The sequence below is a fragment of the Lachnoanaerobaculum orale genome (assembly GCF_003862485.1).
Classification (GTDB): Bacteria; Bacillota; Clostridia; order Lachnospirales; family Lachnospiraceae; genus Lachnoanaerobaculum; species Lachnoanaerobaculum orale.
The window spans coordinates 15,668-32,165 of record NZ_RRCM01000002.1 but is presented as its reverse complement, the minus strand read 5'-3'; the positions used below and the strand labels follow the sequence as shown (position 1 = coordinate 32,165).

The window sequence follows — 16,498 nt, the reverse complement described above, 5'->3', positions numbered from 1 at the left end:
GGTAATAAGATGACGGATGCAATGAAGGAGTTATACGACATATTTAAAGAAGAATCTAAAGACAAGTGGATAAAAGAGGGTAGAAGAGAAGGCATAAAAGAAGGTAGAAAAGAAGGTGTTATAAATACATTACTTATGCTTGTAAAAGACGGAATAATTTCAGTAGAAGATGCTGCTAAAAGAGCAAATCTAAGTGTAGGTACGTTTCAAAAATATTTAAATGAAAAAATGTAAAATAGTAATATTTAAAAATAATGAGGACACTGTAAAAGGTGTCCTTTTTAATACTCTAAAACATAGAAAAGCCTTCAGTAAAGTGATAAAATAGAATCGGTTAGAAAGTACTAACTTATAGAAGTTAAGTTGTATTCTGTGACGTGATGATTGAAAAAACAATTTGTAAAAAGAAATCGAGGGGGTTATGATGAAGTACAAAGGAATATATTTCAGTTTAATAAGTTTTCTCTTGAAGAAACCGATGATAAGAAAATTCGGTAAGAATAAAACTGAAGAAAGCATAAAAAAGGCAAGAGTTTTATATAGGCAGATGCTTGAGAATACTGAAGATATCGGCTCAAACAATCCGATGTCAGGTAACATTTATTCAGCGTATGTATTTATGGCTTTGTGCAGAGCAGGGGATTTTTGTGTGGATGATTTTAAAGAAGTAATTGTGGAGTTTTTAAACAACAAATTTATAGCTAAACTTAGAGGTCATTTTGACTTAAATAAACAAAAAGATATGAAAAAGTTTTCTGACAGGATGCATAGAATGGCGGAATGGGCGGATAAACATCCAAAGTATAAAGATAAAACATGGGATTTTAACTTTGATAACGATCTTCATAGAGACGGTTTTTATTATCACTTCACAAGATGTCCACTTGAAAAATTTGCAAGAGATAACGGTTATTTGGATCTTTTGCCTATGTGTTGTGATATAGACTATCTTATGTTTGAGAAGGGAAAAGGTGTGCTTCATAGAGAAAGCACATTGGCATCAGGCGGAAAAATCTGTGATTACTGGATTGTAGGGGATAAGAACAGGGATCCTAAGTAATAATTCCTTTATAGAAGAGAAGTTTAGATAAAAGCATTTGTAATAAGTCTTTAAGGAAGTTGATATTGGTTTTTTATCTTAGCTATAGTATTATAGTAGGTGATTTTATTATACTTAAAAAAGATAGAGAGCGAGATGAAGATGAAGAAAAAATGGTTTGGGGGACTTATCGGCAAGCTTATAGCTGTATTGTTGATAATGAATATGCTGGTCTCTTTGCAAGTTTATGCGGCGGTAAAATCTGTAAAGAGAAGTGTTACGGTTCAAAGCACGGCAGTGGAGCAAAAAGAGCTTAGAGGAGTTTGGTTTTCATATATTGACTGGAGTGAGATGCCTTCAGATGTAGAGTCATTTAAGAAACGTGCGGACCAAGTGATGACAGATATAAAAAATCGCGGAATGAATGCTATATTTTGTCATGTACACAGTCACTCGGACAGTTACGGTCAGAAATTAAAATCTTTCCCGTTATCAAAGTTTATGGTTACAAAAGATTCGAATCCTAATTTTGATCCTTTGGAGTATATGATTGAGAGTGCTCATAAGCACGGACTTTCATTTCATGCTTGGGTAAACCCTTACAGAGTTACCAATTCTATGATGAAAGAGATACCTGAGGGTTCAATCGTAAAGCAGTGGATGAATGATCCTTCAAAACAAAGAAATGTATTATTGCATGAAGGCAATTACTATTTGAATCCGTCAAGTGCAGAGGTTAGAAATTATCTTGTGAATTCAATCAGTGAAATATGTAAAAACTATGCTGTAGACGGTGTACAGTTTGATGATTATTTTTACCCTTCACTAAATGACAGTGATTCTGCAAAGAGTTTTGACAAAGCGGAATATGATGCTTCAGGCAGCAGCTTAGGTATTACACAGTGGAGAAGAGAAAATGTGTCAATGCTTGTAAAAGATGTATACAAGGCGGTACATGAAGCACGTCCTCAGGCAGTTTTCGGAATCAGTCCTGTAGCGCTTTTATCAAATCTTAGAAGTGATAAATCATATTTTGTTGATATTGATAAATGGATGGCTTCAAATGAATATATTGACTATATAATGCCTCAGCTCTACCACGGTTTTGAAGCAAAAACAAAGACGGGTGTATTGGCGCCTCATTCATATATAAACTGTTTAAACAGTTGGGTAGACTTAAAGAAAAAAAGTAACAGTAATGTAAAGCTGTATATAGGTCTCGGACTTTATAGAGCAGGAAAGAATATAAAGGACGGCAATTCGGTTTCGGAATGGCTGAGATATAACGATATTTTATTAAGACAGGTAAAGGCCGCAAGAGAAACCGGAGAGGTCTCAGGATTTGGAATATTCGCATATCAAAATTTCAGAGAGGCGCCGGCAGCTTTGGAACTTGATAATTTACAAACGGCTTTTACAAATCAGTAAAATTTAGAAATTAAAAACAATGAGGACACGCTAAAAGGTGTCCTTTTTTGTTCAAAAATTTTCATTCATAAAACCTTGATTTTATTCACAAAAAGTGTATAATTATGAAACTATAAAAGTAATTATAACAAAGCAGGAAAGGATGAGAGGTGTTTTTATGATAAAGGTAGGTATTGTCGGAGCTACAGGATATGCAGGAGCCGAGCTTATTAGACTCTTGTTACAAAGAGATGATGTGAAAATAGTCGGATTCGGTTCAAAGAGCTTTGCAGGTGAGAGCTACTCGGAGGTCTTTAGAAGTATGTATAAATATGCAGACGATATTTGTGAAAACGACAATATATCGGAACTGTCAAAGAAAGCGGACATTATATTTACGGCTACACCTCAAGGCTTTCTGGCTGAGAATATAAATGATGAGGTGCTTGCAAATGCCAAGGTAATAGATCTTTCGGCGGACTTCAGAATAAAAGATGTGGATGTATATGAAAAGTGGTATAAGCTTGAGCACAAGTCAAAAGATCTTATAAAAGAGGCGGTATACGGTCTGCCTGAGCTTTACCGTGAAGATATAAAGAAAGCAAGGCTGATTGCAAATCCGGGTTGTTATCCGACCTGTTCGATACTTTCGTTGCAGCCGCTGTTAAAGCATAAGCTGATAGATAAAAACAGCATCATAATAGATGCGAAGTCGGGAACTTCGGGAGCAGGTAGAAGTGCGAAGGTTGACAATCTTTTTTGTGAAGTGAATGAAAATATGAAGGCCTACGGAATCGGAAGTCACAGGCATACACCTGAGATAGAAGCTCAGCTTTCAAAGGCGGCAGGAGAAGACATTGTAATTAGTTTTACACCTCATCTGGTTCCTATGATGAGAGGAATTTTGGTGACTGCGTATGCCGGACTGAAATCAGGAGTCAGTGAAGAAGATATAAAAAATGCCTATGAGAGCGAGTATGCAAATGAGAAGTTTATAAGGCTTCTTAGAAAAAATGAAAATGCGGAGACAAGATTTGTAAAGGGAAGCAATTTTGTGGATATAGGCTATGTAATAGATAAGAGGACAAACAGGATAGTGGTGACCGGTGCCATTGACAACCTTATAAAGGGAGCGGCAGGCCAGGCCATCCAGAATATGAATTTAATGTTTGGGGTAGATGAAGAATGTGGATTAAAAAGTTTACCGATGTCAATATGATGAAAAAAGATATAGAAATAAGGACAATGAAAATAGAGGACTACACCGAGGTGATGGCGCTTTGGAAAAGTATAAAAGGATTCAGGATCAGGGCGGTTGATGATGATTTTGAACATATAAAAAGATTTCTTGACAGAAATGTCAGTCTTAGTGTTGTGGCTGTAAAGAATAATCAAATAGTCGGAACCATACTTTCAGGTCATGACGGCAGACAGGCGACATTTTACCATGTATGTGTGGATTCAAAGTACAGAGGAGAAAATATAGCCGGTAAGATGGTAAAGGAAGCCATAGAGAGGGTAAATGCCGAAGGTATAAGTAAGATAACTCTTATAGCATTCAAGCAAAATCTTGCAGGAAATATTTTTTGGAAGAGTCAAAACTGGAAGCAAAATAAGGATATAAACAGCTATGAACTTGTACTGAATGAGGAAAATATATCAAGTATTGTAGCATAATCGTCTATACATGGATTAAAGCTTTGAGCAGATGATACAGTTAATCATAAAAGCAGTATAAGGAGAATTTATGAAGATAATAAATGGCGGAATATGTGCACCGAAGGGATTTTTGGCAAGTGCAACAGAGGCGAATATAAAATATAAAAACAGAACCGATATGGCCATGATTTTTTCAAAAGTTCCGGCAATATCTGCAGGAACATATACCACAAATCTTGTAAAGGCGGCACCTGTACTCTGGGACAGAAAAATAACGTACAGTGAAACTTATGTGAATGCAATAGTTATAAATTCAGGTATTGCCAATGCCTGCACCAAGGATGAGGGTATGGAGTATTGTAAGCAGAGCGCAAAGAAAGCGGCATCAAAGCTTGGAGTCGAAGAGAATTCAATACTTTTGGCATCCACAGGTGTTATAGGTATGCAGCTTCCTATAGACAAGATTTGCACAGGAATAGAATCTCTTTCAAATTCTTTGGAGCAGAGTGAAAAGGCTGCCAATGAAGCTGCCAAGGCTATAATGACTACGGATACCGTTTCAAAGGAAGTTGCGATAGAGTTTGAAATATCCGGAAAGACTGTAAAGATGGGTGCTATGTGTAAGGGTTCGGGGATGATACATCCGAATATGTGCACAATGCTCGGATTTATCACAACAGATGTGAACATCTCAAAGGAACTTTTATTAAAGGCGCTCAGAGATGATGTGGTGGATACCTTCAATATGGTAAGTGTAGACGGTGATACATCCACAAACGATTCTCTTATAATACTTGCAAACGGACTTGCAGATAATGAAAAGATAGCCTGTGAAAGCAGTGAGGAATACAAGGTATTTAAGAGCAATCTAAATTTCATCACAACCGCTCTTTCAAAGATGATTGCAGGAGACGGTGAGGGAGCCACCGCGCTTTTTGAAGTTGTCGTAGAGGGTGCAAAGACTAAGGAGACTGCAAGAACTTTGGCAAAATCTGTAGTTACCTCATCACTAACAAAGGCGGCAATATTCGGACATGATGCCAACTGGGGAAGAATTCTTTGTGCACTTGGATACAGCGGCGAAAAGTTTGATCCTGACAATATGGAGCTTTACTTTGAGAGTGAAAACGGAAAGATTTTGATATATAAGGACGGTGTATCTGTAGGCTTTGATGAAGAAAAAGCAACCAAGATATTATCTGCAAAGGAAGTCAGAGCTTTGATAAAGCTGAATATGGGAGATTTTAGCGCAACGGCATGGGGATGTGATTTGACATTTGACTATGTAAAAATAAATGCGGACTACAGAAGCTAAAGAGGTGTTTTATGGATAAATTACTTGAAAAGGCGGGGACTCTTATAGAGGCTTTGCCGTATATACAGGCGTTTAATAAAAAGATAGTGGTTGTAAAGTATGGCGGTTCCGCAATGCTTGATGAGAACTTAAAGAAAAAGGTAATACAGGATATCGTGCTGTTAAAACTTGTAGGTATGCAGCCTGTTATAGTTCACGGAGGAGGCAAGGAGATTTCCAAATGGCTTGAAAAAGTAAATATTGAACCTCACTTTGTAAACGGATTAAGATTTACAGATGATGCAACCATGGAAGTTGTGGAAATGGTACTTAATAAAGTGAATAAAGAGCTGGTACAGATGATAGGAGAGCTTGGAATGAAGGCTGTAGGTATCAGCGGAAAGGACGGCTCACTCTTGCATTGCCACAAAAAGGAAGTTGACGGTGAGGACATAGGTCTGGTCGGAGAAGTGAGTGAGGTAAACCCGGATATTATCTTTGACCTTTTGGAAAAAGATTTTTTACCTGTCATATGCCCTGTAGGCTTTGATAAGGAGTATACAAGCTACAATGTAAATGCGGACGATGCGGCATGTGCTGTTGCAAAGGCTCTGAAAGCCGAAAAACTGGCATTTCTTACAGATGTTGAAGGTGTATACAAGGACTTTAACGACAAGAGCAGCCTGATAGAAAAGATAAGTATAAGCGAAATTGAAAAGCTTACAGAAAACGGACAGATGGGCGGAGGTATGCTGCCTAAGCTTTCAAACTGTGTGGATGCGGTGAAAAATGGAGTAAACAGGGTGACGATTGCAGACGGCAGGGTTGCACATTGCCTTTTGCTTGAAATGTTTACAAACAAAGGTATAGGTACCATGATAGTAGGAGATCAGTTATGAAGATGAAAGATTCAATAGATTGCGCGGAGCAATTATTATTAAAGACATATAACAGGTATCAGGTGGTTTTTGACCACGGTGACGGAATAAAGCTTTTTGATACCGACGGAAATGAATATCTGGATTTCTTTGCGGGCATTGCGGTGCAGGGACTGGGATACAATTATAAGGGAGTTAATGAAGCCCTGAAGGCTCAGGCTGATAAGCTTTGGCATATATCAAACTATTTTTATAATGAGCCTGTTATAGAGGCCGGTGAAAAACTTCTTGAAATCAGTAGGATGGAAAAGGTGTTTTTTACAAACTCAGGTACGGAGGCTATAGAGGGTGCAATAAAGATTGCAAAAAAATACGGTACAAAAACAGGAAAAAGATTTGAAATAATTGCTATGGAAGGAAGCTTTCACGGCAGAAGCCTTGGAGCACTTTCTGTAACGGGAAATGAGCACTATAGAGAGGACTTTTATCCGCTGATTCCCGGAGTGAAATTTGCAAAATATAATGATATAGAGTCTGTAAAAAATCTTGTTAGTGACAAAACCTGTGCTATAATACTTGAGACGGTACAGGGTGAGGGTGGAATTCATCCTGCAACGAAAGAGTTCCTTGAGGGTATCAAAAAGCTTACGGATGAACATGATTTAATACTGATTTTGGATGAGATTCAATGTGGAATGGGAAGAACAGGACAGTATTTTGCATGGCAGGAATACGGCATCAAGCCTGATGTTATGACGGTGGCAAAGGCACTTGGTAACGGAGTTCCTATAGGTGCCTTTTTGACATCGGGTAAGGCAAGCGGTGTATTAAAGCCGGGAGACCACGGTTCCACATATGGAGGAAATCCTTTGGTATGTGCGGCGGCATCCAAGGTGCTGGATATCTTTAAGGAAGACGACATAACAGGAAATGTAAAAGTAGTGGGAGATTATCTCAAAGAAAATCTTGAGGCTATGGCAAAGGAATATCCTTTTATAAAGGAAGTCAGAGGAAAGGGACTGCTTCTGGGTATGGAGTTTGACATACCTGTGGCCGATATTATAAAGTATGCGCTCCTTGATGAGAAGATGGTACTTATCAATGCCGGAAGCAATATTTTGAGATTTATTCCGCCGCTTATTATTTCAAAAGAAGATGTTGATGATGCACTCGAAAGGTTAAAAAGGGTGCTTAATAAGTTTTAAAGAAAAGGTGAGCAATGACGAAGGAAGAGATTTTTGCCATAGTTGAAGAGGAAGATGTAGAATTTATCAGATTACAGTTTACAGATATTTTCGGAACTTTGAAAAATATCGCAATAACTGCAAGCCAGCTTGAGGATGCACTTGAAAATAAAATTCTGTTTGACGGTTCAAGTGTGAAGGGATTTGCACCTATAGAAGATTCGGATTTGTATTTACATCCGGATCTTTCCACGTTTTGTATATTTCCATGGAGACCGCAGCAGGGTAAGGTTGCAAGATTTATCTGCAATATTCACAGAACCGACGGAAGTGTTTTTGAAGCTGACCCGAGGGCGGTGTTACTTAATGCATATGATAAGGCAAGGCAGTCGGGTCTTAATATATTTATTGAAGCAGAGTGTGAATTCTTTTTGCTTAACACTGATGATAAAGGTGAAGTGAGTCTGAATGTAAAGGAAAAGGCCAGCTATTTTGATATAGGCCCTCTTGATATGAGTGAGAATATCAGAAGAGATATAGTACTGAACCTTGAGGAGATGGGAATAAATATAAAGTCGTCGCACCATGAGATTGCAAAAGCACAGCATGAAATAGATTTCACAAATCAAGGTGCAATTTCCTGTGCTGATGCGATACAGACATTCAGAATGGCTGTAAAGACATTGGCAAAGAGGCACGGACTGAGCGCTTCATTTATGCCGAAGCCTTTTGAAAGTGAGAACGGAAGCGGAATGCATTTTAAAATCTCCGTGCTTGATAATGAAGGCAACAATTTGCTTGAAGAAGACGGAAAACTTGGCAAAAAAGGAAGGGCGGCAGTTGCAGGTATATTGGAGCACGCCTGTGACACTTCACTGATAAACAATCCGCTTGTAAACTCATATAAAAGATTGAAACCGGGATTTGACGCACCTGTATATGTGTCATGGAGCTCCAATTCAAACAGAAGCACGCTGCTTAGAATACCGGGTGAAAGAAACAATCAGATTAGGTTTGAGCTTAGAAGTCCCGATTCCGCCACCAATCCATACCTTTGCATCGCAATGCTTATATATTCGATACTTGACGGAATAGAAAAAGACTTACCTTTAAAAGAAGCCATCAATGAAAATATGTACTCAAATGAGATTGAAAATGTGAAGAGACTGCCGAGTACATTAAAAGAGGCAATAGATGAGTTTGAAAAATCGGACTTTGTGAAAGAAAAACTCGGCACACATATATTCGGTGAGTACTTAAATGCAAAGAAGGCCGAATGGGATGAGTTTAATAATGCCGTTACAGACTGGGAAATAAAGAAGTATTTGGAAAGATACTGATTTTATGCAGTATCATTGGAGAAAGGACGATAATGTCGGATATAATCATTGCATTTCCAAATCCCGGTGACAGCAAAGTTTTAAGGTCTATTTTGATAAAAAACGGATATTCAATAGTAGGTGTAGTTGCATCAGGTGCCAAGGCTATAAATCTGTGTGATGATATTGATTACGGTATTGTAATATGCGCATATCAGCTTGGCGATATGCAGTATATGGAGCTGAAAGAAAATATCAATGAGAGTTGTGAGCTTTTGCTCGTATGTTCACCGAACAAACTCAGTGAAGGACTTAGTGAGGATATAAATTTTTTGCCTATGCCTTTTAAAGTAATAGAGCTTGTAAAAAAGGTCGGTGAAATATCGGACAGGCTTTATTATGAAAGAAAAAGAAAGAAAAAACAGGAAGAGCGAGGCGGTAAAAATTTTCTGACAATACAAAGAGCAAAGGAGCTTTTGATAAAGTATAAGAATATGACTGAGCCCGAGGCACATAAATATTTGCAAAGCAGCAGTATGAAAAACGGAGATACTATCATAAGTACGGCAAAAAAGATTTGTCTTTTGTATGGTGGGAAGGAATAAAGAGATTGGAGAATATATGAAGTTTGTAAAGATGCAGGGAGCGGGAAACGACTATGTGTATGTGGACTGCTTCAAAGAAAAAGTAAATAATCCCGGTGAGGTTGCAATAAAGGTAAGTGACAGACATTTCGGAGTGGGAAGTGACGGACTTATACTTATCTGTCCTTCAGATATAGCGGATGTAAAGATGGATATGTACAATGCGGACGGCAGCAGGGGGCTTATGTGCGGCAACGGCTCAAGATGTGTGGCAAAGTACGCCTATGACCACGGCTATGTGAAGTCTGAAGAGTTCACTATGGAGACCGGTGCGGGAATCAAGCATATAAAGATAGAGCCTAAGAATAAAAAGGCCGAATATATCAATGTAAATATGGGCAGAGCAAAGATTACTTCACAGTTTCCTGAAAAGATACTTATAAACGGAGAAGAAAAAGAGTTTATAGGAGTGGATGTAGGCAATCCTCATGCGGTCTACTATGTGGATACATTGGAAGAACTTCAAAATATGGACCTTAACAAAGTGGGAGAATACTATGAAAAGCATGAGAGATTCCCGCAAAAAGTAAATTCCGAGTTCATCTATGTGGAAGACAGAAAGAATATTCATATGAGAGTGTGGGAGAGAGGTTCGGGAGAGACTCTTGCCTGCGGTACGGGAGCATGTGCAAGCGCCTTTGCCACAATGAAAAAGGGAGATTGTGATACATTGGTAAGAGTACATTTACTTGGAGGCGAACTGGATATCAGTCTGGTTGATGATGAAATATATATGAGGGGAAGAGCCGAGTATGTATTCACAGGTGAAATAAACTTTTAAAGTTTTTGGTTATTATCTACAATAAGCAAGCAAACCATAATATTTCCTTTAATATCATAGTGAAATTTTAAGGGATTGAACCTGTACCGGGTGGTGTATAGGTAAATTTACATAAACAAAAATAAAAAAACCTTTTTTAGCTATTGATTTACTCGTGATAATGCATTATTATCTATATGAAAGTTGTTAATATCTGCTACCGGATATTTAGAGCAGATTGGATTGTAGGACCAATCCTTGTTAAAATTGATTAGTGATTGGTGACTGTCTCATCATGATTTTTGTATGAGATGGTGGAGTAAAGTAATAGAGAAAAGGAGACAAATATATGATCTCAAACCAAATTCTTCAAAATACTATAGACGGATTAAAGGGTATTACAAGAACTGAGCTTTGCGTTTGCGATGTTGAGGGTAAGGTCTTGGCAACTACCTTTTCAGAGGCGGAGACTTACGGTTTACAGGTAAATACATTTGCCAATTCATTGGCGGACTCACAGGCTATAGGCGGGTTCCAGTTTTTTAAGATTTTTGACGAGCATCAGCTTGAGTATATTCTTTTGGTGGAAGGTACCACAGACGACACTTACATGGTGGGAAGATTGGCATCATTCCAGATAGAGAACCTTCTTGTAGCATACAAGGAGAGATTTGATAAGGATAACTTCATCAAAAACCTCCTGCTTGACAATTTGCTGCTTGTAGACATCTACAACAGAGCAAAGAAGTTGCATATTGAGACAAGCGTAAGAAGAGTGGTCTATATCATAGAGACCAAGAACGAGAGAGATGTATCAAGCCTTGAGGCGGTAAAGGCGCTCTTTGCATCAAGAAACAAAGACTTTGTCACAGCGGTTGATGAAAGAGATATCATCCTTGTCAAGGAGATGAAGGAAGGCTCTGCATACGAAGACCTCGACAGAGTGGCAAGATCGGTTATAGATGAGCTTAATTCTATCGGAATCCTCAATGTTACCGTTTCATACGGTACTATAGTCAACGAGATAAAAGAGGTGTCAAAGTCTTACAAGGAGGCTAAGATGGCACTTGATGTAGGTAAGATATTCTACGCATCTGAAAATATCGTAGCTTACTCAAGACTGGGAATAGGAAGACTTATATATCAGTTACCTATACCGCTTTGCAAGATGTTCATCAAGGAGATCTTTGACGGTAAGAATCCTGAGGATCTTGACGAGGAGACACTTACCACTATCAACAAGTTCTTTGAGAACAGCCTGAATGTTTCAGAGACGTCCAGACAGCTTTTCATTCACAGAAATACTTTGGTATATCGTCTGGATAAGCTTCAAAAGAGTACAGGGCTTGACCTCAGAATGTTTGAGGACGCCATCACATTCAAGATTGCACTTATGGTTGTAAAGTATATGTCATATATGGACAAGGTCGGATATTAAAATCAAATATAATGCAGATAAATATCGGGGAGATTTATATCTCCCCTTTGTTTTTTTGTGTAATAAATGGTATCATATAATGAAATATGAATTTGGAGGATTTATATGTTTGAACATCATGAGAATGACGACTTTGAAGAATATATAAAAGAACGAAAAAAAGGCACGACAGAGACGGATGTGGAGCAGAGAATAGAAGAAAGAGCAAAGAGGCGAAGAGGCAAGCTTAACGGGTTCTTGTGCTTTATAGCCGGAATGGCGGTTTCGTTTGTACTTGTCTATGTGGGATTTGTTATCGCACTTAATAAAGGCGGCTTTACACATATATTTACGTCAGGCAAAGGAAGTAAACTGGATTATAAAAAGATAGAGGAAAAGACATCACTTTTACAAAGCATTATAGATAAATACTTTCTCTTTGATGAGGATATGACAAAGGTGGAAGACGGTATATATGCAGGAATGATGAACGGACTTGACGATCCGTATACCGTATATTACACAAAGGAAGAGTATAAGGCGCTCAACGAGGACACTGAGGGAAAATACTCGGGTATAGGCGCTTCGGTTTCACAGAATCCGAAAACAAAGATTATTACAATAGTGAATGTATTTGATAACAGCCCTGCAAAAGAAGGCGGACTGCTGCCGGGAGATATAATATACAAAATAGACGGTGAAGAAGTGACAGGTACGGACCTTGATGTATTGGTAAAGACAAAGATAAGAGGCGTGGAAGGCTCAAGCTTTACTATGACCGTTATCAGAGGTGACGACAAAAAACAGGTGGACTTAAACCTTACAAGAAGGTCTATCGAGGTACAGACAGTATCTTCAAAGATGTTGAATGACGGAATAGGCTATGTTGCAGTAAGCCAGTTTGACGCGGTGACATCAGAGCAGTTCAAATCAAATATAGAGTCGCTTAAGTCACAGGGAATGAAAAAACTGATAGTAGATCTTCGCGGCAATCCGGGAGGACTTCTTGATCAGGTTGTAGATATGCTTGATTATATCTTGCCTGAGGGGTTGGTACTTTATACGGAGGATAAAAACGGAAACAGGGAAGAATACTATGCAAAAGATCCGGGTGAACTGAAGATTCCTATGGTGGTACTTGTAAATGAGAATTCCGCTTCCGCATCTGAGGTATTTACAGCCACATTCAAGGATTTCAAGTGGGGTAAGGTAGTAGGAAAGACAACATTCGGAAAAGGTATTGTTCAAAATGTACTTCCGCTTGGTGACGGTACTGCGATAAAGATTACTACACAGCATTACTATCCGCCTTCAGGATATGATTTACATAAGGTAGGAATAAAACCTGATGTGGATGTGGATTTGAATGAGGGTGCGGTGATTGGAAGCGATTCCGACAATCAGCTCAGTACGGCTGTGGATATACTTAAGAGTGAGGAATAAAGATGAGGTTTAATCCCTTTGAAGGGCTTAAAAAAGCAGTTGATTTAAAAAATGAGAGTGAGACTGTAAAAAAGATAAAGTCGGATATGATATCCGCCTCAAAAAACAAGGATAAAAAGGCTATTTATAAATACTTCAACGGAGAGGCTATTATAGATAGCCTTTCTATGACTACGGATACCGCTAAGAAAGCCAAAGAACTGATAAAAAAGGGGCTGGTAAAGCTTGAGAGCGTAGAAGAAAATAACAGAGCTTTTGATATAACCTACAGTTATCTGTTTCAACAGGATACCGGAGTGCGCGGTGTTGCAAGGGCATGGGTGGAATCGGATAAATGCGACGTAAGTATAGAGTTTGAAAGAGATAAGCTTACCTATGCAGGCTGTAATTGCAGCAGATGCGTTAACAAGAACAGGATCAGTGTGTATTTCGGCAATGAAAGTAAAAACTGTGAGCATGTGGTGGCTACAGTCTTTTTATTGAATGCATATCTTGACAGCCATGAGCTGGGAGATGAGACCAATTACTTCGGAGATTCCTTTCTTTCATACTATGACAATGAAGAAAGCGAAGAAGGCAGTATAAAGCTGGTTCCAAGGCTGATACTTTCAGATTATGTAAACGGAAACGGATTGTTTATCCAATTCAGAATCGGAAGAAAGAAGCTTTTGATGATAAAAAACTATGTCAATTTTGTGGAAGCCATAAAGGGAAATGAAGTTTATCCGCTTGGAAAAAATGACAGTGTGAGGTTGTCATATTCGGTATTTGACGAAGAGAGCTTAAAGTATGTGAAGCTTATAGAGACCATGATTGAAAGAGAATTGGCTGTAAGTTATAAGCTTTTGGACTATACAAAGACGAAACTGAATGTCTCAAGGATAAAGATGGACGCCTCAAATACGGATGAGATATTTGATTTGCTTGTAGGAAAGAAATTTGAATATATAAAAGAAGAGGCCGGCAGAAAGAATGTTACTTCGGAGATTGAGTTCAGAGAGCACAACGAAAAGATAAATATAAAGATAACTCCGATATATAATAACGAGCATTTCGGAGGCATAAATTTAAAATTGGACTTTCCGAGATTTATCAAAACGAACAATTATGTCTACTGTATCGATGACGAATATCTGAGCAGATGTGACACTAAGACACTGGATTTGATAAAAGCTTTAAGAATTTCGGATTTCGGATATCAGAATGTAAAGATAGGAAGAAAAAATATAGGCAGATTTTACTCGAAGGTGTTGCCGATTATAAAAGACAGTGCGATTATAAAAGATGAAGCGCCTGAGGCAATTGAGTATGTGCCTGAAGAAGCAAATATTACATTCTATCTGGATATGGAAGACGGCAATGCTTTGGGAAAGGTTGAGGCAAGCTACAGCGGCGGAAGAGTGGATATACTTTCCGGAAAAATCCTTGAAACTACTGAAGAGGAACTGTTAAGAGACGCAAAGCAGGAGAACAAGGCGGTAGAAGTTTTAAAAAGATTTATGCCTGATGATTCAAACAGCGGCTGTCTTTTGACAAAAACCGAGGATGAACTTTATGAACTTAAAGTATCAGGCATTGATGTTTTGAATAAATACGGAAGAGTACTTGGAAGTGACGGCTTTAATGATGTAAGAGTCTATAAAAGACCGTCTGCAAGTATCGGCGTTTCAGTAAAATCAAATCTTTTGCAACTTGAGTTGCTCTCGGAAGATATGAGCCCTGAAGAGCTGGCGGATATAGTATCAAGCTACAGAAAGAAGAAAAAGTACTACAGATTAAAAAACGGTGCCTTTATAAATATGGACTCAGAATATATGGACAGCTTTGACGAGATGTTAAATGTACTTGATATTTCCGCAAAGGATTTGAGAGCCGGAGCCCTAAGCGTACCGCTGTATCGTTCAATCTACATTGACGAGATGATGAAGGAACACAATGAGCTTGTTGAAAAAAGAGACAGCAGCTTTGCAAAGCTCATAAATAAGTTTGACGGTATAAAATCTATAGACTTTACACCGCCAGCCGAAGTAAAAGATATCCTCAGAGGATATCAAAAAGAAGGTTTTAAGTGGCTTCGCTCTGTAGAAGAACTTGGTTTCGGCGGTATACTGGCGGATGATATGGGACTTGGAAAGACGCTACAGATCATATCACTTTTGATAGATGCAAAACAAAATGGCAGATTGTCTAAAGCTCTTATAGTATGTCCGGCTTCTTTAGTATATAATTGGAGTGAAGAGATTTCAAAGTTTGATAAAGACAACCTGCTTGAAGTGTCTGTGCTTGCCGCCGGAAAAGAAGAAAGGCAAAAGTACCTTGAAGAGGGTGAAGATGTGGACGTATATATTAGTTCATATGACACACTGCGAAGAGATATAAGCCTTTACCACGATATGAAGTTTTCACATCAGATAATAGATGAGGCACAGTTTATAAAAAACCAAAATACCGGTGTGGCAAAAGCGGTCAAGGCGGTCAAGGCGGATGTGAAGTTTGCACTGACCGGAACACCTATTGAGAACAGACTGAGTGAGCTGTGGAGTATATTTGACTATATCATGCCGGGATTTTTATACAGCTATAATGCTTTCAGAACAAGGTATGAGAATGATATAGTAAAGACAGGTGATGAGAACAGTGCAAAGATTTTGTCAAAGATGATAGCACCTTTTGTTCTTAGAAGACTTAAGTCGGAGGTGGCACTTGATTTGCCTGATAAGATAGAAGAGATAAGAGTTTCAAGATTTGATAAAAAGCAGCAGCTTGCTTATGACGGCGAGCTAAGCAATCTGAAGAAGATACTGCTTGGCGACAAAGACTATAACAGCACAAAGATGATTGTACTCTCGGAGATTACAAAGCTCAGGCAGATATGCTGTGATCCGAGCCTTATCTTTGAGAACTATGTCGGTGAGTCCGCAAAGCTTGAAACCTGTATAGATTTGGTAAAAAGCGGCATTGAAGCCGGCCATAAGATACTTTTGTTCTCACAGTTTACTTCAATGCTTGATATTATAGGCAAAAGATTTGAAGAAGAAAAGATTACAAGTTATATGATTACAGGTGCCACACCTAAGGATAAGAGATTGCAACTTGTAAATAGATTCAATAATGATGATACAAATGTATTCCTGATTTCACTTAAGGCCGGAGGTACAGGGCTTAATCTCACCGGAGCGGATATAGTTATTCACTATGATCCTTGGTGGAACTTTGCGGCACAGAATCAGGCTACGGACAGAGCACACAGAATCGGACAAAAAAACACGGTAACGGTATACAGACTTATTGCAAAAGGGACTATAGAAGAGAAAATAGTAAAGTTACAGGAGTCAAAGAAGGATTTGGCGGACAGAGTACTTAACTTTGAAGAGGGAATGTCACTGTCAAATATTTCAAAGGAAGAGCTGTTAGAGCTTTTGGGATAAGTTTTTATAGGGGGTAAAATGATAGG

The 16,498-nt window shown here is 38.5% G+C and carries 14 protein-coding genes; all 14 read left to right on the top strand.

Annotated elements, in window-relative coordinates; translation table 11 throughout:
• A partial coding sequence (locus EHW90_RS10290; protein ID WP_243113987.1) for an RpnC/YadD family protein occupies nt 1–234 on the top strand: 234 nt, incomplete at its 5' end.
• A 190-nt stretch (nt 235–424) separates the two neighbouring features.
• Nucleotides 425–1,060 (top strand): L-2-amino-thiazoline-4-carboxylic acid hydrolase, encoded by a 636-nt coding sequence (locus tag EHW90_RS10285; protein WP_124952692.1) that lies wholly within the window; start codon nt 425–427, stop codon nt 1,058–1,060.
• 135 nt (nt 1,061–1,195) lie between these two features.
• Entirely contained in the window at nt 1,196–2,467 is a 1,272-nt protein-coding gene (locus EHW90_RS10280; protein ID WP_124952691.1) for a glycoside hydrolase family 10 protein, read from the top strand.
• A gap of 157 nt (nt 2,468–2,624) precedes the next feature.
• Nucleotides 2,625–3,665, top strand: a complete 1,041-nt coding sequence (gene argC / locus EHW90_RS10275; RefSeq protein ID WP_124952924.1) for an N-acetyl-gamma-glutamyl-phosphate reductase — start codon at nt 2,625–2,627, stop codon at nt 3,663–3,665.
• Entirely contained in the window at nt 3,632–4,123 is a 492-nt protein-coding gene (locus tag EHW90_RS10270) for a GNAT family N-acetyltransferase (protein WP_124952690.1), read from the top strand. The genes argC and EHW90_RS10270 overlap by 34 nt, the downstream gene beginning before the upstream one ends.
• A gap of 70 nt (nt 4,124–4,193) precedes the next feature.
• The gene (gene argJ, locus EHW90_RS10265) at nt 4,194–5,420 is read left to right on the top strand and encodes a bifunctional ornithine acetyltransferase/N-acetylglutamate synthase (protein ID WP_124952689.1); all 1,227 of its coding nucleotides are present in this window, start codon (nt 4,194–4,196) and stop codon (nt 5,418–5,420) included.
• 11 nt (nt 5,421–5,431) lie between these two features.
• The gene (argB, locus tag EHW90_RS10260; RefSeq protein ID WP_124952688.1) at nt 5,432–6,298 is read left to right on the top strand and encodes an acetylglutamate kinase; all 867 of its coding nucleotides are present in this window, start codon (nt 5,432–5,434) and stop codon (nt 6,296–6,298) included.
• Nucleotides 6,295–7,482 carry an aspartate aminotransferase family protein gene (locus tag EHW90_RS10255; RefSeq protein ID WP_124952687.1) on the top strand — a complete coding sequence of 396 codons (1,188 nt, stop codon included), beginning with the start codon at nt 6,295–6,297 and terminating at the stop codon, nt 7,480–7,482. Before argB ends, EHW90_RS10255 begins: the two co-directional genes overlap by 4 nt.
• A 14-nt stretch (nt 7,483–7,496) precedes the next feature.
• On the top strand, nt 7,497–8,801 hold the full coding sequence (gene glnA / locus EHW90_RS10250; RefSeq protein ID WP_124952686.1) for a type I glutamate--ammonia ligase: 1,305 nt from the start codon (nt 7,497–7,499) through the stop codon (nt 8,799–8,801).
• 32 nt (nt 8,802–8,833) lie between these two features.
• Nucleotides 8,834–9,385 carry an ANTAR domain-containing response regulator gene (locus EHW90_RS10245; protein ID WP_124952685.1) on the top strand — a complete coding sequence of 184 codons (552 nt, stop codon included), beginning with the start codon at nt 8,834–8,836 and terminating at the stop codon, nt 9,383–9,385.
• A gap of 16 nt (nt 9,386–9,401) precedes the next feature.
• Nucleotides 9,402–10,205, top strand: a complete 804-nt coding sequence (gene dapF, locus EHW90_RS10240) for a diaminopimelate epimerase (protein WP_124952684.1) — start codon at nt 9,402–9,404, stop codon at nt 10,203–10,205.
• Nucleotides 10,206–10,533: 328 nt separating this feature from the next.
• Complete coding sequence (locus tag EHW90_RS10235) at nt 10,534–11,622, top strand: PucR family transcriptional regulator (protein WP_060930829.1); 1,089 nt, start codon at nt 10,534–10,536, stop codon at nt 11,620–11,622.
• Between the two features lie 105 nt (nt 11,623–11,727).
• Entirely contained in the window at nt 11,728–13,044 is a 1,317-nt protein-coding gene (locus tag EHW90_RS10230; protein ID WP_124952683.1) for a S41 family peptidase, read from the top strand.
• A 2-nt stretch (nt 13,045–13,046) separates the two neighbouring features.
• A complete protein-coding gene (locus tag EHW90_RS10225; protein ID WP_124952682.1) occupies nt 13,047–16,472 on the top strand; it encodes a DEAD/DEAH box helicase in 3,426 nt (1,141 codons plus the stop codon).
• Nucleotides 16,473–16,498: the final 26 nt, after the last annotated feature.

Coding starts and splice junctions, on each gene's coding strand:
- EHW90_RS10285 (WP_124952692.1), top strand. CDS start 425: ATGAAGTACAAAGGAATATATTTCAGTTTAATAAGTTTTCTCTTGAAG.
- EHW90_RS10280 (WP_124952691.1), top strand. CDS start 1,196: ATGAAGATGAAGAAAAAATGGTTTGGGGGACTTATCGGCAAGCTTATA.
- argC (WP_124952924.1), top strand. CDS start 2,625: ATGATAAAGGTAGGTATTGTCGGAGCTACAGGATATGCAGGAGCCGAG.
- EHW90_RS10270 (WP_124952690.1), top strand. CDS start 3,632: ATGTGGATTAAAAAGTTTACCGATGTCAATATGATGAAAAAAGATATA.
- argJ (WP_124952689.1), top strand. CDS start 4,194: ATGAAGATAATAAATGGCGGAATATGTGCACCGAAGGGATTTTTGGCA.
- argB (WP_124952688.1), top strand. CDS start 5,432: ATGGATAAATTACTTGAAAAGGCGGGGACTCTTATAGAGGCTTTGCCG.
- EHW90_RS10255 (WP_124952687.1), top strand. CDS start 6,295: ATGAAGATGAAAGATTCAATAGATTGCGCGGAGCAATTATTATTAAAG.
- glnA (WP_124952686.1), top strand. CDS start 7,497: ATGACGAAGGAAGAGATTTTTGCCATAGTTGAAGAGGAAGATGTAGAA.
- EHW90_RS10245 (WP_124952685.1), top strand. CDS start 8,834: ATGTCGGATATAATCATTGCATTTCCAAATCCCGGTGACAGCAAAGTT.
- dapF (WP_124952684.1), top strand. CDS start 9,402: ATGAAGTTTGTAAAGATGCAGGGAGCGGGAAACGACTATGTGTATGTG.
- EHW90_RS10235 (WP_060930829.1), top strand. CDS start 10,534: ATGATCTCAAACCAAATTCTTCAAAATACTATAGACGGATTAAAGGGT.
- EHW90_RS10230 (WP_124952683.1), top strand. CDS start 11,728: ATGTTTGAACATCATGAGAATGACGACTTTGAAGAATATATAAAAGAA.
- EHW90_RS10225 (WP_124952682.1), top strand. CDS start 13,047: ATGAGGTTTAATCCCTTTGAAGGGCTTAAAAAAGCAGTTGATTTAAAA.